Annotated in this window: 14 protein-coding genes and 1 pseudogene; 9 read left to right on the top strand and 6 right to left on the bottom strand. The window is 67.6% G+C overall.

The genetic code is table 11. From position 1 onward, the window contains the following. Nucleotides 1-36: 36 nt before the first annotated feature. Both WS51_RS32395 and WS51_RS30265 read left to right on the top strand, forming a co-directional pair. Nucleotides 37-207, top strand: a complete 171-nt coding sequence (locus WS51_RS32395; RefSeq protein ID WP_155647492.1) for a hypothetical protein — start codon at nucleotides 37-39, stop codon at nucleotides 205-207. Beyond that, the gene (locus tag WS51_RS30265; RefSeq protein WP_069230341.1) at nucleotides 204-1,346 is read left to right on the top strand and encodes an FAD binding domain-containing protein; all 1,143 of its coding nucleotides are present in this window, start codon (nucleotides 204-206) and stop codon (nucleotides 1,344-1,346) included. Before WS51_RS32395 ends, WS51_RS30265 begins: the two co-directional genes overlap by 4 nt. A gap of 85 nt (nucleotides 1,347-1,431) precedes the next feature. Here the strand turns inward: WS51_RS30265 and WS51_RS30260 are convergent, their stop codons facing one another. Together WS51_RS30260 and WS51_RS30255 are read right to left on the bottom strand one after the other, a co-directional pair. Then, a complete protein-coding gene (locus WS51_RS30260) occupies nucleotides 1,432-1,671 on the bottom strand; it encodes a hypothetical protein (RefSeq protein ID WP_069230395.1) in 240 nt (79 codons plus the stop codon). Nucleotides 1,672-1,679: 8 nt separating this feature from the next. Continuing rightward, nucleotides 1,680-1,958 carry a DUF4148 domain-containing protein gene (locus WS51_RS30255; RefSeq protein WP_059507918.1) on the bottom strand — a complete coding sequence of 93 codons (279 nt, stop codon included), beginning with the start codon at nucleotides 1,956-1,958 and terminating at the stop codon, nucleotides 1,680-1,682. Between the two features lie 269 nt (nucleotides 1,959-2,227). On the opposite strand from WS51_RS30255, the gene WS51_RS30250 reads away from it, so the two are divergent. Genes WS51_RS30250 through WS51_RS30240 form a run of 3 tightly spaced genes read left to right on the top strand, consistent with a single transcriptional unit; the run spans nucleotide 2,228 to nucleotide 8,430 of the window. Next, the gene (locus WS51_RS30250; protein WP_059792309.1) at nucleotides 2,228-5,458 is read left to right on the top strand and encodes an efflux RND transporter permease subunit; all 3,231 of its coding nucleotides are present in this window, start codon (nucleotides 2,228-2,230) and stop codon (nucleotides 5,456-5,458) included. Between the two features lie 49 nt (nucleotides 5,459-5,507). Continuing rightward, nucleotides 5,508-6,866, top strand: a complete 1,359-nt coding sequence (locus WS51_RS30245; protein ID WP_069230394.1) for an efflux RND transporter periplasmic adaptor subunit — start codon at nucleotides 5,508-5,510, stop codon at nucleotides 6,864-6,866. A gap of 31 nt (nucleotides 6,867-6,897) precedes the next feature. Next, on the top strand, nucleotides 6,898-8,430 hold the full coding sequence (locus tag WS51_RS30240) for an efflux transporter outer membrane subunit (RefSeq protein ID WP_069230340.1): 1,533 nt from the start codon (nucleotides 6,898-6,900) through the stop codon (nucleotides 8,428-8,430). Here WS51_RS30240 and WS51_RS30235 read toward each other — a convergent pair. Both WS51_RS30235 and WS51_RS30230 read right to left on the bottom strand, forming a co-directional pair. Beyond that, on the bottom strand, nucleotides 8,399-9,883 hold the full coding sequence (locus WS51_RS30235) for a heavy metal sensor histidine kinase (protein WP_069230339.1): 1,485 nt from the start codon (nucleotides 9,881-9,883) through the stop codon (nucleotides 8,399-8,401). The genes WS51_RS30240 and WS51_RS30235 overlap by 32 nt on opposite strands. Then, nucleotides 9,880-10,557 carry a heavy metal response regulator transcription factor gene (locus WS51_RS30230; RefSeq protein WP_059447397.1) on the bottom strand — a complete coding sequence of 226 codons (678 nt, stop codon included), beginning with the start codon at nucleotides 10,555-10,557 and terminating at the stop codon, nucleotides 9,880-9,882. Before WS51_RS30230 ends, WS51_RS30235 begins: the two co-directional genes overlap by 4 nt. Nucleotides 10,558-10,742: 185 nt before the next feature. Here WS51_RS30230 and WS51_RS30225 point away from each other — a divergent pair, with 185 nt between their 5' ends. Continuing rightward, entirely contained in the window at nucleotides 10,743-11,000 is a 258-nt protein-coding gene (locus tag WS51_RS30225; RefSeq protein ID WP_059447398.1) for a DUF4148 domain-containing protein, read from the top strand. Between the two features lie 208 nt (nucleotides 11,001-11,208). On the opposite strand, the pseudogene WS51_RS30220 reads toward WS51_RS30225, so the two are convergent. After that, nucleotides 11,209-11,466: pseudogene (locus WS51_RS30220) on the bottom strand (cupin domain-containing protein); the annotation flags it as partial. Nucleotides 11,467-11,648: 182 nt separating this feature from the next. On the opposite strand from WS51_RS30220, the gene WS51_RS30215 reads away from it, so the two are divergent. Next, the gene (locus tag WS51_RS30215; protein ID WP_069230338.1) at nucleotides 11,649-13,007 is read left to right on the top strand and encodes an epoxide hydrolase family protein; all 1,359 of its coding nucleotides are present in this window, start codon (nucleotides 11,649-11,651) and stop codon (nucleotides 13,005-13,007) included. Between the two features lie 208 nt (nucleotides 13,008-13,215). Here the strand turns inward: WS51_RS30215 and WS51_RS30210 are convergent, their stop codons facing one another. Beyond that, nucleotides 13,216-14,562, bottom strand: a complete 1,347-nt coding sequence (locus WS51_RS30210; RefSeq protein ID WP_069230337.1) for an MFS transporter — start codon at nucleotides 14,560-14,562, stop codon at nucleotides 13,216-13,218. A gap of 311 nt (nucleotides 14,563-14,873) precedes the next feature. Between WS51_RS30210 and WS51_RS30205 the strand changes: the two genes are divergently transcribed. Then, entirely contained in the window at nucleotides 14,874-15,911 is a 1,038-nt protein-coding gene (locus tag WS51_RS30205) for a LacI family DNA-binding transcriptional regulator (RefSeq protein WP_081053799.1), read from the top strand. A gap of 228 nt (nucleotides 15,912-16,139) precedes the next feature. Next, complete coding sequence (locus WS51_RS30200; protein WP_069230336.1) at nucleotides 16,140-17,921, top strand: IlvD/Edd family dehydratase; 1,782 nt, start codon at nucleotides 16,140-16,142, stop codon at nucleotides 17,919-17,921. The last annotated feature ends 2 nt before the right edge of the window (nucleotides 17,922-17,923 follow it).

Genomic DNA, 17,923 nt, shown 5'->3' with positions numbered 1-17,923 from the left:
GCATTCGCGTCCGGGCCCGCAGGTGCCGGACCGGACATGGACCGTCACGCGAGCACCGACATGCCTTCGATTGCCCATCACGCCGTCGCCGCCGACGGTGTCCGCCAGCACTGCTTCGATGCGGACGGCACGCGTGCCGTCGTGCTGCTGCACGGCCTCCCGGAAGCCGGCTTCGCGCGACGAATCATCGGGGGAGAAAAATCATGAGTGACGCTTCGCAACCGTCGGCGATCGTCATCGGCGGGTCGGTGGGCGGGCTGTTCGCGGCGACCGCGCTGCGCGCGGCCGGATGGCGCGTCAAGGTGTTCGAGCAATCGCCGCACGATCTCGACAGCCGCGGCGGCGGCATCGTGCTACAGGCGCCGATCGAACGCGCGCTCACGTTCGGCGGCGTGCCGGTGCCGCACGATGCGAGTGTCGATTCGATCGACCGCATCTATCTCGACGAACGCGACCGGATCGTGCAGCGCCTTTACATGCCGCAAACGCAGACCGCGTGGAACGTGATCTACACCGCGCTGAAGCGCGCGCTGCCGGCCGGCGTCGTGCACGCCGGCGTGTCGTTCGAGCGGTTCGAACACGACGGCGCGCGCGTGAGTGCGCATTTCGCGGACGGCCGCGTCGAACATGCCGACCTGCTGGTCGGCGCGGACGGCGGCCGCTCGGCCGTGCGCGCCCAGCTGCTGCCCGACGCGCGGCCCGCGTATGCGGGCTACGTCGCGTGGCGCGGGCTCGTCGACGAGCATACGCTTTCCGACACGGTGCTGCGGGTGCTGCGCGATCGGTTCACGTTCCAGCAAGGCGACGCGCATCTGTTCCTGACCTACCTGGTGCCGGGCCGCGACGGTGCGGTCGAGCCGGGCAAGCGGCGTGTGAACTGGGTCTGGTATCGGCGGCTCGAGCAGGATCGCGTGCCGTCGCTGTTTCTCGCGCGGGACGGCACACAGCGCGACGGCTCGCTGCCGCCCGGCGCGATGCGCGACGACAACCGGCGCGAACTCGTGGACGCCGGCCGCCGGCTGCTCGCGCCGACGCTCGCCGCGCTCGTCGAAGCGACCCAGGCGCCGTTCGCGCAGGCGATCCTCGATCTCGCGGTCGAGCGCATGGCGTTCGGGCGCGCGGTGCTGCTCGGCGACGCGGCCTGCCTCGTGCGACCGCACACGGCCGCCGGTGTCGCGAAGGCGGCGCAGAACGCGGTCGGTCTTGCCGAAGCGCTGCGCGGCGGCGTGCACGAAAGTGCATTCGACGCCGCGCTGTCGCGCTGGGAGGCTGACCAACTCGCGACCAACGCTTCGTTGTCCGAACTCGGCATCTCGCTCGGCACGCGGATCATGGGACGAGCGTGACGAGCGCCGGCGCGGTGTCGCGATTGCGCGCGCCATATCGATCATCCGCGCAACCGGACAGCATGACGGCAGTCACGGCAGGGCTCTACGACGCGCAAGTCCGACCGGTCGCTGCCTTCCTTTCCGTGTCGTCGCTCCGATGCGAGGCGACGCCAACGGCCGAGCGCACGTGCGCTTCGTCGCTCGCGCTCGCCCGATCGAGCATGCGCAGCACGCCGGCGCGCGAGCCGTCGTCGTCGGGCAACTGAGGCATCCCGCGCGCAAAGGCGGGGGCAACCGCCGCCGCGAGCAGCGCGGCGATCGCCAGCCGGGAAACGACTTTCATCGCCCGGCTCATTGCGTGCTGACCGACGGCACGGGCGCCGACGCGGTCGCGGTGCGCGCTTCGCCGTGCGCGATCGCATACAGCTCGGCGTTGCGCGCGATCGTCCGGTTGCTCGGCGGATAGTCCCAGTTCGACGTCGGCACGGTCCCGTCGCGCTGCGCCTGGACGAGATCGGCGAGCACCTCCGCGCGGGTGAGACCCTGCGATGCTTGCTGCGCCAGCGCGGCAACCGGTGCGCCGAGGGTGAGTACGAGCAGCGCGGCGGCTGCGGTCAGTCTGCGATTCATGATGAAGCTCCCGGAACGATTCGATGAGGACGCATCGTCGATGCGCCGCCGGCGGAACCGCGGATGCGATTGCCCCGCCTGACGCATTCATTCTGGTCATCCAAGCCGGCCGGACGCTGACGCGCGGATGACAAAACCGAAATCTGCGGCGCAGCCAGCGGATAACAGCTTCGTAATCTTCGAGTCAGGGCCGGGTCAACGCGGCGACGGCAGACTGCACGCTCGTCGCATCCAATGCGACCCCTTGCCCTGCTACGAGGAACAACATCATGTGGATCGTCCGGCTGGCGTTGCGCAGGCCTTATACCTTCGTCGTGCTCGCACTGCTGATCTTCATCGCGGGACCGCTCGCGATCCTGCGCACGCCGACCGACATCTTCCCGAACATCGACATCCCGGTCGTCAGCATCGTCTGGTCGTACAACGGCTTCTCCGCCGAGGACATGGCCAAGCGGATCACGTCGAACTACGAGCGCGCGCTCACGTCCGACGTCGACGACATCGAGCACATCGAATCGCAGTCGCTGAACGGCGTGTCGGTCGTGAAGATCTTCTTCCACCCGGGCGCGGACATCAACCGCGCGATCGCGGAAGCCGCGAGCAATGCCGCGTCGATCCTGCGGATCCTGCCGCCCGGCACGCTGCCGCCGAACATCATCACGTACAACGCGTCGACGGTGCCGATCCTGCAGCTCGGGCTGTCGAGCGACACGCTCGCCGAGCAGCAGCTGTACGACCTCGGCAACAGCTTCATTCGCACGCAGCTCGCGACCGTCCAGGGCGCGGCCGTGCCGCTGCCGTTCGGCGGCAAGATCCGCCAGATCGTCGTCGATCTCGACACGCGCGCGCTGCAGGCGAAGGGGCTCGCGCCGATCGACGTCGTGAACGCGATCAACGCGCAGAACCTGATCCTGCCGGGCGGCACCGCGAAGATCGGCACGCGCGAGTACAACGTGCAGATGAACGGCAGCACGCAGACGGTCGCCGCGCTGAACAACCTGCCGGTGAAGACGATCGGCGGCAACGTGGTGTACGTGCGCGACGTCGCGCACGTTCGCGACGGCTACGCGCCGCAGACCAACATCGTGCGCGTCGACGGCAAGCGCGCGGCGCTGCTGACCGTCGAGAAGACCGGCAGCGCGTCGACGCTGACGATCATCGACCAGGTCAAGGCCATGCTGCCGAAGATCGCGGCCGGCCTGCCGAAAGCACTGCACATCTCGACGCTCGGCGACCAGTCCGTGTTCGTGAAGGCGGCGATCCAGGGCGTCGTGCGCGAGGCGCTGATCGCCGCGTGCCTCACCGCGGTGATGATCCTGCTGTTCCTCGGCAGCTGGCGCGCGACGCTGATCATCGCGGTGTCGATTCCGCTCGCGGTGCTGACCTCGCTGCTCGCGCTCGCCGCGCTCGGCCAGACCATCAACATCATGACGCTCGGCGGGCTCGCGCTCGCGGTCGGGATTCTCGTCGACGACGCGACCGTCGCGATCGAGAACATCACGCATCATCTCGAGCGCGGCGCGCCGCTCGAGGACGCGATCCTGACCGGCGCGGGCGAGATCGCGGTGCCGACCTTCGTGTCGACGCTGTCGATCTGCATCGTGTTCGTGCCGATGTTCCTGCTGCAAGGCGTCGCGCGCTATTTGTTCGTGCCGATGGCCGAGGCGGTGGTCTTCGCGATGGTAGCGTCGTACTTCTTCTCGCGCACGCTGGTGCCGACGCTCGCGATGGTCCTGATGCGCGCGAAGGGGCAAGGCCGGCCGCCGCGCGGCGTGTTCGCGCGGATCGCGCGCTTTCAGGCCGCGTTCGAACATCGCTTCGAGGCCGTGCGGTTGCGCTATCGCGCGCTGCTGTCGGCCGCGATCACGCGCCGCCGCCGTTTCGCGGCCGCGTTCCTGCTCGCATGCGCCGCATCGACCGCGCTGTTCGCGTTCGCCGGCCAGGACTTCTTCCCTTCGGTCGATACCGGCGAGATCCGCCTCCACCTGCGCGCGCCGACCGGCACGCGGATCGAGGAAACCGCGCGCCTGACCGACGAAGTCGAAGCACGCGTGCGCGACGTGATTCCCGCAAGCGACATCGCGAGCGTACTCGACAACATCGGCGTGCCGGTAAGCGGGATCAACCTCACGTACGACTCGTCCGACCCGGTCGGCACCGAGGATGCGGACGTGCTGATCACGCTGAAGCCGAACCACGCGCCCACGGCCGCCTACGTCGCGAAGCTGCGCAACCTGCTCGCGCAGTCGTTCCCGGGCGTCACGTTCGCGTTCCTGCCGGCCGACATCGTCAGCCAGATCCTCAACTTCGGGCTGCCCGCGCCGATCGACATCCAGATCGTCGGCAACAAGCTCGACCAGAACCGCGCGGTCGCGAACGCGCTGCTCGCGAAGCTGCGCGGCGTGCGCGGCCTCGTCGACGCGCGCATCCAGCAGCCGGGCGACGAGCCGGCGATCGACGTGAACGTGGATCGCACCAAGGCGATCCAGGCGGGCCTCGAACAACGCGACGTCGCGCAAAACCTGCTGATCGCGCTGTCCGGCAGCTCGCAAACGACGCCGAACTTCTGGCTCGACCCGCGCAACGGTGTCAGCTACCCGCTGATCGTGCAGGCACCGCAGTATTCGGTCGATTCGCTGCAGGCGCTCGCGAACGTGCCGCTGCCGGCCGGCATCGCGCGTTCGCCGCAGACGCCGGCCGGCGGTCCGGCCGCCGGCGCCCCCGCGCAGAACCTGCTCGGCGCGCTCGGCAGCTTCTCGCGCGCGACGCAGCAGGCGGTCGTGTCGCACTACAACGTCCAGCCGGCGCTCGACATCTTCGCGTCGGTTCAGGGGCGCGATCTTGGCGGCGTCACGGCCGACGTGGCGAAGCTCGTCGACGAGGCGCGCGCACAGCTGCCGCCCGGCTCGTCGATCGTGCTGCGCGGCCAGGTCCAGGCAATGCACGAGTCGTTCGCCGGGCTGCTCGGCGGCCTCGCGCTCGCGATCGCACTCGTCTACCTGCTGATGGTCGTCAACTTCCAGTCCTGGCTCGATCCGCTCGTGATCGTCGGCGGCCTGCCCGCGTCGCTCGCCGGCATCGCGTGGATGCTGTTCGTCACGCGCACGACGCTGTCGGTGCCCGCACTGACTGGCACGATCCTGTGCATCGGCATCGCGACCGCGAACAGCATCCTGGTCGTCAATGCGGCGCGCGAGCTGATCGCGGGCGGCGCGCCGCCGTGGCAGGCCGCGCTCGATGCGGGCTTCAGCCGCTTCCGCCCGGTGGTGATGACCGCGCTCGCGATGCTCATCGGCATGCTGCCGATGGCGCTCGGCCTCGGCGACGGCGGCGAGCAGAACGCGCCGCTCGGCCGCGCGGTGATCGGCGGCCTTGCGTTCGGCACGCTGTCGACGCTGCTGTTCGTGCCCGTCCTGTTCGGCTTCGTCCATGCGTGGCTCGAGCGGCGCCGCGACGCGGCCGCCGCACGCCGCGCGCCGGACACGCCGGCGTTGTCCTGAGCACGGTTTCACCTCGACCCCCTTCGCCTCGCCCGACCTCGAACCCATCATGAACGACTCGATCGAACCTCTCGCCCCGCCGCCGGCCGCCGAAGCGGACACGGCGCCGCCGATTGCACGCGGCACGACACCCGGCACGTCGCCCTCCCGCCGCAGCCGCAAGCTGGTCGTCCCACTGGCCGGCATCGCGGCAGCCGCCGCGCTGCTCGCGATCGCCATCGTGCCGCGCATCGACGCGCGCGCCGCGCAGCGCATGCAGGTGGCCGCGCAGCAGGCATTGCCGGTGTCGGTGATCCAGCCGGGCACCGCGCCCGCCGATCAGACGCTGACGCTGCCGGGCGCGGTGATGCCGTATGCCGAAGCGTCGATCTACGCACGCACGAGCGGCTACATCGCGCACTGGAACGTCGACATCGGCGCGCACGTGAAGGCCGGCGCGACGCTCGCGCAGATCGCCGCGCCCGATCTCGATGCGCAGTTGCGGCAGGCACGCGCCGATGCGGCCACCGCACAGGCGAACTACGACTATGCGAAATCGACCGCGCAGCGCTGGCAGGAGATGCTGAAGACGCAATCCGTGTCGCAGCAGGACGCCGACACGAAGGTCGCCGACATGAACGCGAAGCGCGCGATGCTGGCCTCCGCGCAGGCAAACGTCGCGCACCTCGGCGAACTGGTGTCGTACGAATCGGTCACGGCCCCGTTCGACGGCGTGATCACCGCGCGCAATGTCGACGTCGGCACGCTCGTCACCGCGGGTGGTACACCGGGCAGCCCCGGCCTGTCCGGCGAGCTGTTCCATCTCGAACAGACGGGCACGCTCCGTGTATTCGTCGACGTGCCGCAGGACAGCGCGGCCGGCGTGACGACCGGCACGGCGGTCTACCTGACCACGCAGCAGTATCCGGGCCGGCGTTTCGCCGCGCGTGTCGCGCGCAGCGCGGGCGCGATCGATCCGGTCACGCGCACGCTGCGTGTCGAGATCGACGTCGACAACCGCGACGGCGCACTGCTGCCCGGCGCGTATGCGCAGGCGCACCTGCTCGTGCCGGGCGCGACATCCGCGTTCGAGCTGCCGGTCAGCGCGCTTCTGTTCCGGCCGAACGGCGTGACGGTCGCAACCGTCAGCGCAACCGGCACCACCGCGCTGAAGACCGTGCAGATCGGCCGCGATTTCGGCACGCACGTCGAGATCGTGGCGGGGCTCGCCGCGAACGATCGCGTGATCGACAATCCCGGCGATTCGATCGCGTCGGGCGAAGCCGTGAAGATCGTGTCCGTCGCGCACGACAAAACACCGGCCATGTCGGCAACGCCGACGACCGGTTCGGCGGCAACGCCCGCCGCTGCATCGGCGCGCGCCGCCGGTGCGGCGCCGGCAGCGGCTTCCACGCCGGCTCGCGGCTGATCCGCTCATGAACACTCACGAGATACTCGCCATGCCCTTCGCCCGTCCGCTTCCGTTCGCCCGGCGCGTCGTCGTACCCGGTGTCGCCGCCGCCCTGACCGCGTTGTCCGCGTGCTCGACGCTGCCTGCCTATTCACCACCCGCCGTCGCGGTTCCCGCGCACTATGCGGGGGTTGTGGCTGCGGGCGTACCGGCTGCACAGCCCGGCTGGAACGTTGCATCGCCGGCTGACACCGCCTCGCGCGGCGCATGGTGGACCGTGTTCGACGATCCCGTCCTGAACAAACTCGAAGCACGCGTCGACGTATCGAACCAGACCGTGAAAAAAGCCGTCGCCGATCTTCAGCAGGCGCGCGCGATGGTCGACTACCAGCATGCGGGATTCCTGCCGACGATCACGGCCGGCGTCGCGCAGAGCCGCGCGCGCGTGTCGCGCAACAAGCTCGGCTCGTCGCTCGCGGACAAGACGACGCCCGACTACCAGGCCGGCGTGGCGGCGAGCTGGGAGCCCGACGTATTCGGCCGCGTGCGCGATGCGGTGACGAGCGCACAGGCGAACGCCGCTGCGAGCGCGGCAGACGTGCAGGCCGTGAAGCTGTCGGTCACGGCCGAACTCGCAACTGACTATTTCGCGCTGCGCTCGCTCGATACGCAGAAGCAACTGCTCGACGATACGGTACGCGCGTACGCGGACGCGCTGAACCTGCTGAAACAGCAGCTCGCGGCCGGCGCGATCGACGCATCGGCGGTTGCCCAAGCCGCGACGCAACTGGAAACGACGCGCACGCAGGACACCGACATCGACGCGTCCCGCGCGCAGCTTCAGCACGCGATCGCGACGCTCGTCGGCGAAAGCGCGTCGACGTTCACGCTGGCGCCGCGCGTGCAATCGTTCGACGTGCCGGCGATTTCGGCCGGCGTGCCGTCGCAGCTGCTCGAACGGCGGCCCGACATCGCGGCGGCCGAGCGCCGCGTCGCGGCCGCGAATGCGCAGATCGGCGCAGCGCGCGCCGCATTCTTTCCCGATCTCGTGCTGTCGGCGAGCACCGGGCTCGAAAGCGGTTTCTTCGCGCCGTGGCTGAGCGCGCCGAGCCTGTTCTGGTCGCTCGGCTCGCAGCTTGCCGGCACGCTGTTCGATGGCGGGCGCCGCAGCGCGTCGCTGCGCGCCGCGCATGCGCAATACGACGGCACGGTCGCCGATTACCGGCAGACCGTACTCGCCGCGTTCCAGCAGGTCGAGGATCAACTTTCCACGCTCGATGCGCTCGCGTCGGAAGCAGACAGCCAGCAACGCGCGACCGACGCCGCCGACCTGTCGCTGAAACTGACGACCAACCGCTTCGAGGCGGGCGCCGTCAGCTACCTCGACGTCGTGACCGCGCAGACGATTGCCCTGTCGAACCGACGGCTGGCCGATCAGATCGCCGCGCGCCGGATGGAGGCGGCGGTCACGCTGCTGACGGCGCTCGGCGGCGGCTGGAACAAGGCCGAGAATAAGGATGCGGATGCAACGAGCGCCTCGCCCGCGGCCGCTACGTCGTCGGCGAAGGCGTCGGTGTCTTGACGAACGTGAGGATGAAGCGCGTTCCGGCCGCGTCGCTTTCGACGCGTGCCGTGCCGCCGTGCAGCTCCATCACCGAGCGCACGATCGCGAGGCCGAGCCCGGCCGTGCCGCCCGGTCCGCCACCGCTGCGCGCGGGGTCGCCGCGCACGAAGCGTTCGAACACGCGCGGCAGCAGCGCGGGATCGATCGGCTCGCCCGGGTTCGACACGACGACGTGCACTGCGTCCGCCGTTTCGTCGACGGCCAGCGTGATGATGCCGCCCGCCGGCGTATAACGCAGCGCATTCGCCAGCAGGTTGCTGACCGCGCGGCGAAACAGCTCGAGGTCGGCGATCAGCTGGCCGTGCCCGGCGACATGCAGCGTCGAGCCGGCTTCGTCGGCCAGCCCTTCGAAATAGCCGGCGATGCGCGTCAGTTCCTCATGCACGTCGAACGCGCGTTGCCGCGTGACGAAGCCCGGATGCTCGGCGCGCGCGAGAAACAGCACGTTCTCGATCATCCGCGCGAGGCGGTCGTATTCCTCGAGATTCGACTCGAGCAGCGCCTGGTATTCATCGACGGAGCGCGGCCGCGCGAGCGCCACCTCGGTCGCGCCGCGCATGTTGTTCAGCGGCGTGCGCAGGTCGTGCGCGAGATCCGCGCTGAATTGCGACAGGTGCGCGAACGCCTGCTGCAAGCGGCCGAGCATCGCGTTCTGCGCGTCGACCAGCGCCGTCAGCTCGCGCGGCGCGCGCGACGCGTCGAGCCGCGTATCGAGCTTGTCGACGGTGATTCGCCCCGTGTTCGAGACGATCTCGCGCAGTGGCGCGAGCGACGTGCGGATCAACCAGTAGCTGAGCAGCATCGCGAACAGCGCGCCGAGGCCGCCGGCAATCTTCAGTTTGTCGCGGTAGCCGTCGAGCAATTCGGTGCGATCGCTCATGTTGCGCGCGACCGCGATCCGGATCTTCGTACCATCGCGCAATTGCGCATCCGTTACGGCGCCGCGCACGGCCGTGCCGCCGTCGGCGGTCCACGTCACGATCCGGTCGGCGGTAATCCGCTCGTTCGCGGGTACGGGCATCGCATGCGGCGGCAACAGGTCGACATCGGGCAACGCGGGCGACGCCGCACCCGGCGCGGCATCCCGCGCATCTTCCGGGTCGGTGCGCCGGACGTTGTGGCGCGCGAGCACGTGGCCCTGCCCGTCGACGACGGCCAGCGACAGCGCCTCGTTGCCGAGCACCTGGCTCGTTAGCCGGTCCGCATGCGTGCGCACCGCGTCGAGCGAATCGAGTTCGCCGGCCAGCCGCCGCGTATGCCGCGCGGCGAGCACGATGTCGAGGTCGTCCTGCGCGCTGACCTGCCGTTCGAGGCCCGTGTACGCGTATGCGCCGACGAGCGCGAATACCGCGAGCGTGGTCGCGCCGAATGCGAGCGCGAGCGTCGTGCCGATCGAGCGGGCGCGCGTCACGCGCCGTCCTTCGGCTCGAGCACGTAGCCCACGCCGCGCACCGTGTGAATCAGCTTGACCGCGAAATCGTCGTCGATCTTCGCGCGCAGCCGCCGGATCGCGACTTCGACGACGTTGGTGTCGCTGTCGAAATTCATGTCCCACACGTACGATGCGATCTGCGTGCGGCTCAGTACCTCGCCTTGCCGGCGCGCCAGCAGCTGCAGCAACGAGAATTCCCGCGGCGTCAGGTCGATCCGCACCGTGCCGCGCTTCACGCGGCGGCGCACGACGTCGATTTCCAGATCGCCCACCGCAATGCGCTCCGTCTCGCGCGGCGGCCCGCGGCGCGCGAGCGTGCGAATGCGCGCGAGCAGTTCGACGAACGCGAACGGTTTCACGAGGTAATCGTCGGCGCCGAGCTCGAGGCCGTGCACGCGGTCCTGCACGTCGTCGCGCGCTGTCAGGAAAAGCACGGGCGTCGCATGCGTGTCGCGCAGCCGCTTGAGCACGCTCCAGCCGTCGAGCACGGGCAGCATCACGTCGAGCACGATCACGTCGTAGCTTTCTTCCTGCGCAAGCGTCAGCCCCTCGCCGCCGTCCTTCGCGAGATCGACGCTGAATCCGGATTCCTCGAGGCCCTTCTTGAGGTACGCGCCGGTCTTCGGTTCGTCTTCGACTATCAGGATGCGCATGGTCGCTCCGTCGCATTCGGTGGTGGCATGCGCCGATGTTACAGGGAAACGCCGCGCGCACCCGTGCGAGCCGCACTGATTACGAAACTGTAATCAACGGGTCAGTGTGGTGACGGCCGCGGAATCCAGAATTCAACGCGTGGGCCCGCCCACTCGACCGTTCATTCATTCGCCAGGGAGTTGCCATGAAACTCGTCGCCGCCTTCGCCGTTGCCGCACTGAGCCTGCCGTTCGGCACGCAAGCCTTCGCCCAGTCCAACCAGGCGCCCGTCACCCGCGCCGAAGTCCGCCAACAGCTGATCGATGCCGAAGCCGACGGCCTGCTGCCGTCGAACCGGAACGACTACCCGCCGTCGTCGGCCGAGATTGCGCACAACCGGGCGCTTCATGCGGCTCGCCTGCATGACGGGTGGCCGAGCGCAACGACGACGGCCGAAAATTGACTTCATCCGCGAGCTGCTCACCGAAGCGGACGCGGAAAATCCGCCGAAGTCGGGCGTTGTCGATGTCCGTAAAAGTGCCGACAACGCCCGCATTCAACGTGATGCATTTGCCGGAAACCTGCCACGGTTACGCGAGCGTGCTGGGATCACACGGCGCTGGGTCCATCAGCGGTGACCATCGAAAGGCCACCGCGAAGAAGGGATTCGGCTATTCGTCGTGGCTGACGATGACCAGAATTTCCGCCTGCGTAGTGCCGAGGCTGCGCGTGCGGTGCGGGATGAGTGCGTTGAACTAGACCGAATCGCCGGTCCCGAGTTGTACCGTCTCGTTTGGGAATTCGATTTCGACGCGCCCCTGGTGCACGAACAGGAATTCCTCGCCTTCATGCTCGCGCAACGTCGACGCGAGGAATTCATGCGGCGGATGCACGACGAACGGCAGCATCTTCTTCGGCGCGACGCCGGCTGGACAGTTCATTCAAATGTATCGCCATGTATCTGCATAACCGTTACATACAGAAATACACGAATCGGTAGGCAATCGACAAATCCCGGATACACGAGCCGAGCACAGTACTCCCACGCGAGCGCAAGACGCGACGCGGTTCGCGACTGTCACCCGTAAATCAAATTCCTGGGAGAGCCTCCATGTTTGCAGCAACCCGTCTGACCGCGCCTTTCCGAGACAACGCCCGCAAGGGATTAACGACGGCGATCGGATTGGTCCTGCTCGTCTCCGCAAGCTATCTGCGCCCCGCATACGCGGCGGACAACACGTCGATTCCCGTTGCAACGACGAGTAGCGACGACAGCATTCGGCCATTTCGCGTTCAGGTTCCGCAAGCGCAACTCGACGACCTGCGCAGGCGTATCGCGCAGACACGGTGGCCGGACAAGGAAACGGTCAAGGACGATTCGCAGGGTATCCAGCTGGCGAAAGTGCAGGAACTCGTACGCTACTGGGGCACCGATTACGATTGGCGCAAAGCCGAGGCTCAACTCAACGCGCTGCCGGAGTTCGTCACCCATATCGACGGCGTCGACATCCAGTTCATCCATGTCCGTTCGCGCTACCCGAATGCATTGCCTGTCATCCTGACTCACGGGTGGCCGGGTTCGACCTTCGAGTTCATCAAGGCGATCGGCCCGCTGACCGATCCCGTGGCTTATGGTGGACGCCCGGAGGACGCGTTTGACGTCGTGATTCCGTCGATCCCGGGCTATGGCTTTTCCGGCAAACCGACGGAGCTTGGCTGGGGTCCCGACCGCACGGCGCGCGCATGGGACGTGTTGATGAAACGCCTCGGATACACGCACTACGTGTCGCAAGGCGGCGACCATGGCTCCGTCATTTCCGATGCGCTCGCCCGACAGGCGCCCCCTGGCCTGCTCGCGATTCACCTCAACATGCCCGCCACCGTTCCCGGCAATCTCGTGACGGCCATCAACAGCGGCGCCCCTGCTCCTGCCGGATTGGCCGGGCCCGAGCGCGATGCATTCGATTCGCTCAGCACATTCTTTGGCAGAAACGCGGCATACGGCGCAATCATGGTCACGCGCCCGCAGACGATCGGATACTCGCTCGCGGATTCGCCTTCCGGCCTCGCAGCGTGGATGTATGAGAAGTTTGCGCAATGGAGCGACAGCGGCGGTGTGCCCGAGCGTGTCCTGACCAAGGACGAGATGCTGAACGACATCACGCTGTATTGGTTGACCAACACAGGCGCATCGTCGTCGAGGTTCTACTGGGAAAACAACAACAACAATTTCAGTTCCGTCGCGCAGAAAACGCGGGACATCAAGGTACCGGTAGCGATCAGCGTGTTTCCGCACGAGATCTATCGTGCACCAAAGACCTGGAGCGAGCAGGCGTATCCGTCGCTGTACTACTATCACGCGGTTTCCAAAGGCGGCCACTTCGCGGCCTGGGAGCAGCCCCAACTCTTTGCCGAAGAATTGCGCGCGGCATTCAAGCCGGTGCGTCAATCGACGGTTAAAGCCGAGTAGCAAGGACAGGTTACACGCGCCTTCGCGGCGGCGATGCCGCGCGCTCCTTTCATCAATCACTTCGTAAAGCGGTCGGCCCGCCTACCCTGCGTGCCGACCCGCGCAGACCTCGGGATCGGTTCGTGCCGGCATCCGTAATCGATGCCGGCCGTGCTCACGGAAGCGCAAGCAGATCATCCGGCGCCGCGATGCGCGGGATGCCCGGGACCTATCGCTCGGCCGGCGGCACCAGGATGCTGCGCGGAATCGACATGATCAGCACGCAGCTGACCAGCAGGCACGCGCCGAGTGCATAAGTCCCGTTGTTGATGTCCCCGGTCATCTCCTTGGCGATGCCGGTGATCATCGAGCCGGTGAAGCCGGACAGGTTGCCCACCGCGTTGATCAGCGCAATGCCGGCAGCAGCAGCGGTGCCGGAGAGGATCTGGCCGGGGAATGTCCAGTAGATCGGCATCAGGGCCAGGATGCCGCAGGTGGCGATGGTCAGGAATACGATCGAAAGCGCCACGTTATGCGCGAATGCGGCGCTCATGATCAGGCCGATGCCGCCGATCAGCGCGGGAATCGCCGCATGCCAGCGGCGTTCGCCCGTCTTGCGCGAGTGCGATGCATTCCAGACCATCGCAAAAATGGCCGTCAGATACGGAATCGCCGTCAGCAAGCCGATATGCAGCATGCTGTGCACACCCGATGCGCGGACGATCGACGGCAGCCAGAACGCCAGCCCGTAGAAGCCGGTATTGAAGGTCAGCAGAACGAACGTGAGCAGCCACACGCGCGGGCTGCGCAGCGCGGCGCCGACGCTGTGCGACTTGTGCACGGCCTCGCGTTCGAGGTTGCGCGACAGCATCGCCTTCTCTTCGGCGGACAGCCATTTCGCGGACTGCGGACCGTCGCCGAGACAGGCCAGCACGATGAATGCCACCACGATCGACGGCAGACCTTCGAGCAACAGCATCCATTGCCAGCCGCTCATGCCCGACAAACCATGCGTCTGCTCCATCAGCCAGCCGGACACCACGCTGCCGAGCGTCAGGCTCAGCGGGATCGCCACCAGGAAACCCGACATGGCCACGCTCTGGCGGCGCGCCGGAAACCAGTAGTTCATGTACAGGATGACACCGGGGAAGAAGCCGGCTTCACACAGGCCGAGCAGAAAGCGCAGCGTGTAGAACATCGTGGACGTCTGCACGTGGAAGAACTGCGCGAGGGGCACGATAAACGCCATCGACGACGACACGATGCCCCATGTGATCATGATCCGTGCGATCCAGAAGCGCGCGCCGTATCGGTGCAGCAGCAGATTGCTGGGCATCTCGAACAGGAAATAGCCCCAGAAGAAAATGCTGGCACCGAGTGCGTAGACGCCGTCGCTCAGCCTCAGGTCGTCGAGCATCTGCAGCTTCGCGAAACCGACGTTCACACGATCGAGGTACGCCACCACATAGCACACCAGCAGCAACGGGAGAATGCGCCGCATCACCCTGCGATAGACGGCGTCTTCGGACAAGTCGGCCGCGGCCGGCGCGGCAGCGGTCTGCGTGATGGATGGCATCCGTTCGTCTCCTGATTGTGTAGGTCTTCTGCGTATCGACGGATCGGCGGATCGCAGATCGGCCGGCGCGATTATGTTACCGATAACATTCTCGAGCAAGAAAATCCGTCGACGGACGACGGAAGCCAGCGGTACGCTGATACCGGTAACAAACACGAACGTAGCACGCCGGAACAGGCGGATTCAAGGGCTGACCGACACGGGCTTTCCCTAGTACAGGCGTTCTGTCGACGGGTGCGGCGGGTGGCCTGCACGGCAGGCCGGCACCGGTATCATATAGCCTTTACAGGCTTCTCCCGACCGCGATTCCGATGCCCAGTCCTACCGCCGTCCGGCCAGCCGGGCCGCCACGCATGTCCGACGTAGCACGCCTGGCCGGCGTGTCGAAAATGACCGTGTCGCGCGTGCTTGCCGGCCATAGCGTGGCCGCCGACACGCGCGAGCGCGTCTGCCGGGCCATCGACCAGCTCGGGTACGTGGCCGACGCCGCGGCGGGTGCGCTGTCGTCCGGGCGCTCGGAGTTCGTCGCGGTGCTGGTGCCCTCGCTGTCGAGCTCCAATTTCTCCGACACCGTGCGCGGCCTGACCGATGCGCTCGAACCGCATGGCCTGCAGTTGCTGCTCGGCGATACCGACTACGACCTCGCGCGTGAAGAACGACTGGTACGCTCCATGCTGCGTCACCAGCCCCGGTGCATCGCGCTGACCGGCGCGCAACACACCGATGCCACGCGCAAGCTGCTGGAGCGTTCCGCCATTCCCGTGGTGGAAATGTGGGACCTGCCCACGCGTCCGATCGACACCGCCGTGGGCTTCTCCAACGTGCGCGCCGCGCGGGCGATGGTGCGGCATCTGGCCGAGCGCGGATACCGCCGCATCGGCTTTCTCGGCGGCGCCAGCGAACTGGACCGCCGCGGCCTGGACCGGCTCAAGGGTTATCAGGCGGAGATCAACGCGCTGGGGCTGGGCGAGCCGCGTATCGTGCGGCTCGGTGAATCGCCGATCACGATGAGCCACGGCGAACCCGCCATGGCAGCGCTGCTCGACAAGTGGCCGGACACCGATGCCGTCATGTGCGTGAGCGACATGTCGGCGTTCGGTGCGATCATGGCGTGTCACCGGCGCGGGCTCTCCGTGCCCGCGGACATCGCCGTAGCCGGCTTCGGGAACTTCGAAGTGGCGACATGCTGCCACCCGACCATCACCACGGTGTCGGTCGACGCCTACGGCATCGGCCTGCACACCGGCGAGGCGTTGCTGGCAGCACTGCAGGCCCGTGACGGCGGCGAGCCGATCGAATCGCGACGCATCCGCATCGACTACACGATCGTCGCCCGCGAAAGCGCCTGACACACGTCGACGACGAAGCCCGCCGTCGCCCGCGAAATCGGGCGACGCGCGGTGCGCAGCATGCCGCGACTTCGTCGAAACGCATCGCGCCGCTCCACGCGCCCCCGATGCCCCTCCCCTTTCGCAACGCAAAACCGCCGTGCTAACATGCCCCCACGATGTTACCGGTAACTATCCGGCGCGCATGAACGGAATGCGGCCCCATTCGAAATTCGGAGACACCCCGCCATGTCACACACCCCTCGCCGTCTGCGCAGCCAGGCGTGGTTCGACGACCCCGCGCACGCAGACATGACCGCGCTTTATGTCGAGCGCTTCATGAACTACGGACTGACACGCGAGGAGTTGCAGTCGGGTCGGCCCATCATCGGCATTGCGCAAACGGGCAGCGATCTTGCGCCGTGCAACCGCCACCATATCGAGCTGGCCGAGCGCACCCGGGCCGGTATCCGCGACGCGGGCGGCATTCCGATGGAATTCCCCGTGCATCCGCTGGCCGAGCAGAGCCGCCGGCCCACCGCCGCGCTCGACCGCAATCTGGCCTACCTGGGGCTGGTGGAAGTGCTGCACGGCTTTCCGCTGGACGGCGTCGTGCTGACCACCGGTTGCGACAAAACCACGCCGGCCTGCCTGATGGCGGCCGCCACCGTCGACCTGCCCGCGATCGTGCTGTCGGGCGGCCCGATGCTCGACGGCTGGCACGAAGGCAAGCGGGTCGGCTCGGGGACGGTGATCTGGCATGCGCGCAACCTGCTCGCGGCCGGCGAAATCGACTACGAAGGCTTCATGCAGCTGACCACGGCTTCATCGCCGTCGATCGGCCATTGCAACACCATGGGCACCGCGCTGTCGATGAACAGCCTCGCCGAGGCGTTGGGCATGTCGTTGCCGGGGTGTGCGAGCATTCCCGCGGCCTACCGCGAGCGCGGCCAGATGGCTTACGCGACCGGCAAGCGCGCGGTCGACCTGGTTCGCGAGGATGTGCGCCCGTCGAAGATCATGACGCGCGCGGCGTTCGAGAATGCGATCGTCGTTGCCTCCGCGCTGGGCGCATCGACCAACTGCCCGCCGCACCTGATCGCCATTGCGCGCCACATGGGCGTCGAGCTGAGCCTGGACGACTGGCAGCGCTTCGGTGAAGCCGTGCCGCTGCTCGTGAACTGCATGCCGGCCGGCGAATATCTCGGCGAAAGCTTCCATCGCGCCGGCGGCGTGCCCGCCGTGCTGCGCCAGCTCGCCGCAGCCGGCCTGCTGCGGCGCGACTGCCTGACCGTGTCCGGCCGCGCGATCGGCGAAATCGCCGACGCCGCGCAGGACGCCGACCGCGACGTAATCCGCACGCCCGACGCGCCGCTCAAGCACGGCGCCGGCTTCATGGTGCTGTCGGGCAACTTCTTCGACAGCGCGATCATGAAGATGTCGGTGGTGGGCGACGCGTTCCGCCGGACCTACCTTTCCGAGCCCGGCGCGGAGAATACGTTCGAGGCGCGCGCGATCGTGTTCGACGGCCCCGAGGATTACCACGCCCGCATCAACGATCCGGCGCTGAACATCGACGAGCACTGCATCCTCGTCATCCGCGGCTGCGGCACGGTCGGCTACCCCGGCAGCGCCGAAGTCGTGAACATGGCGCCGCCCGCCGAGCTGGTGAAGCGCGGCGTGACGTCGTTGCCCTGCCTCGGCGACGGGCGCCAGAGCGGCACGTCGGCAAGCCCGTCGATTCTCAACGTGTCGCCGGAGGCGGCGGTCGGCGGCGGGCTCGCGCTGCTGCGCACGAACGATCGCGTGCGCGTGGACCTGAATCGCCGCAGCGTCGACGTCCTCATCGACGAGGACGAACTCGCGCGCCGCCGCGAGACCGCAAGTGTCAGCGTACCGCAGGCGCAAACGCCGTGGCAGGAACTCTATCGCCGCTTCGTCGGCCAGCTGTCCACCGGCGGGTGCCTCGAACCGGCCACGCTGTACCTGAAGGTAATCGAGCAGCGCGGCAATCCGCGCCACTCGCACTGATC

It is taken from the genome of Burkholderia territorii (genome assembly GCF_001718335.1).
Lineage (GTDB): Bacteria > Pseudomonadota > Gammaproteobacteria > Burkholderiales > Burkholderiaceae > Burkholderia > Burkholderia territorii.
The sequence above is the reverse complement of the archived record's forward strand: the minus strand, read 5'-3'. Positions and strand labels throughout refer to the sequence as shown.

Bases quoted from the DNA above. Each gene is read 5' to 3' on its own strand.
- WS51_RS32395 (WP_155647492.1), top strand. From the start codon at position 37: ATGGACCGTCACGCGAGCACCGACATGCCTTCGATTGCCCATCACGCC.
- WS51_RS30265 (WP_069230341.1), top strand. From the start codon at position 204: ATGAGTGACGCTTCGCAACCGTCGGCGATCGTCATCGGCGGGTCGGTG.
- WS51_RS30260 (WP_069230395.1), bottom strand. From the start codon at position 1,671: ATGAAAGTCGTTTCCCGGCTGGCGATCGCCGCGCTGCTCGCGGCGGCG.
- WS51_RS30255 (WP_059507918.1), bottom strand. From the start codon at position 1,958: ATGAATCGCAGACTGACCGCAGCCGCCGCGCTGCTCGTACTCACCCTC.
- WS51_RS30250 (WP_059792309.1), top strand. From the start codon at position 2,228: ATGTGGATCGTCCGGCTGGCGTTGCGCAGGCCTTATACCTTCGTCGTG.
- WS51_RS30245 (WP_069230394.1), top strand. From the start codon at position 5,508: ATGAACGACTCGATCGAACCTCTCGCCCCGCCGCCGGCCGCCGAAGCG.
- WS51_RS30240 (WP_069230340.1), top strand. From the start codon at position 6,898: ATGCCCTTCGCCCGTCCGCTTCCGTTCGCCCGGCGCGTCGTCGTACCC.
- WS51_RS30230 (WP_059447397.1), bottom strand. From the start codon at position 10,557: ATGCGCATCCTGATAGTCGAAGACGAACCGAAGACCGGCGCGTACCTC.
- WS51_RS30225 (WP_059447398.1), top strand. From the start codon at position 10,743: ATGAAACTCGTCGCCGCCTTCGCCGTTGCCGCACTGAGCCTGCCGTTC.
- WS51_RS30215 (WP_069230338.1), top strand. From the start codon at position 11,649: ATGTTTGCAGCAACCCGTCTGACCGCGCCTTTCCGAGACAACGCCCGC.
- WS51_RS30210 (WP_069230337.1), bottom strand. From the start codon at position 14,562: ATGCCATCCATCACGCAGACCGCTGCCGCGCCGGCCGCGGCCGACTTG.
- WS51_RS30205 (WP_081053799.1), top strand. From the start codon at position 14,874: ATGCCCAGTCCTACCGCCGTCCGGCCAGCCGGGCCGCCACGCATGTCC.
- WS51_RS30200 (WP_069230336.1), top strand. From the start codon at position 16,140: ATGTCACACACCCCTCGCCGTCTGCGCAGCCAGGCGTGGTTCGACGAC.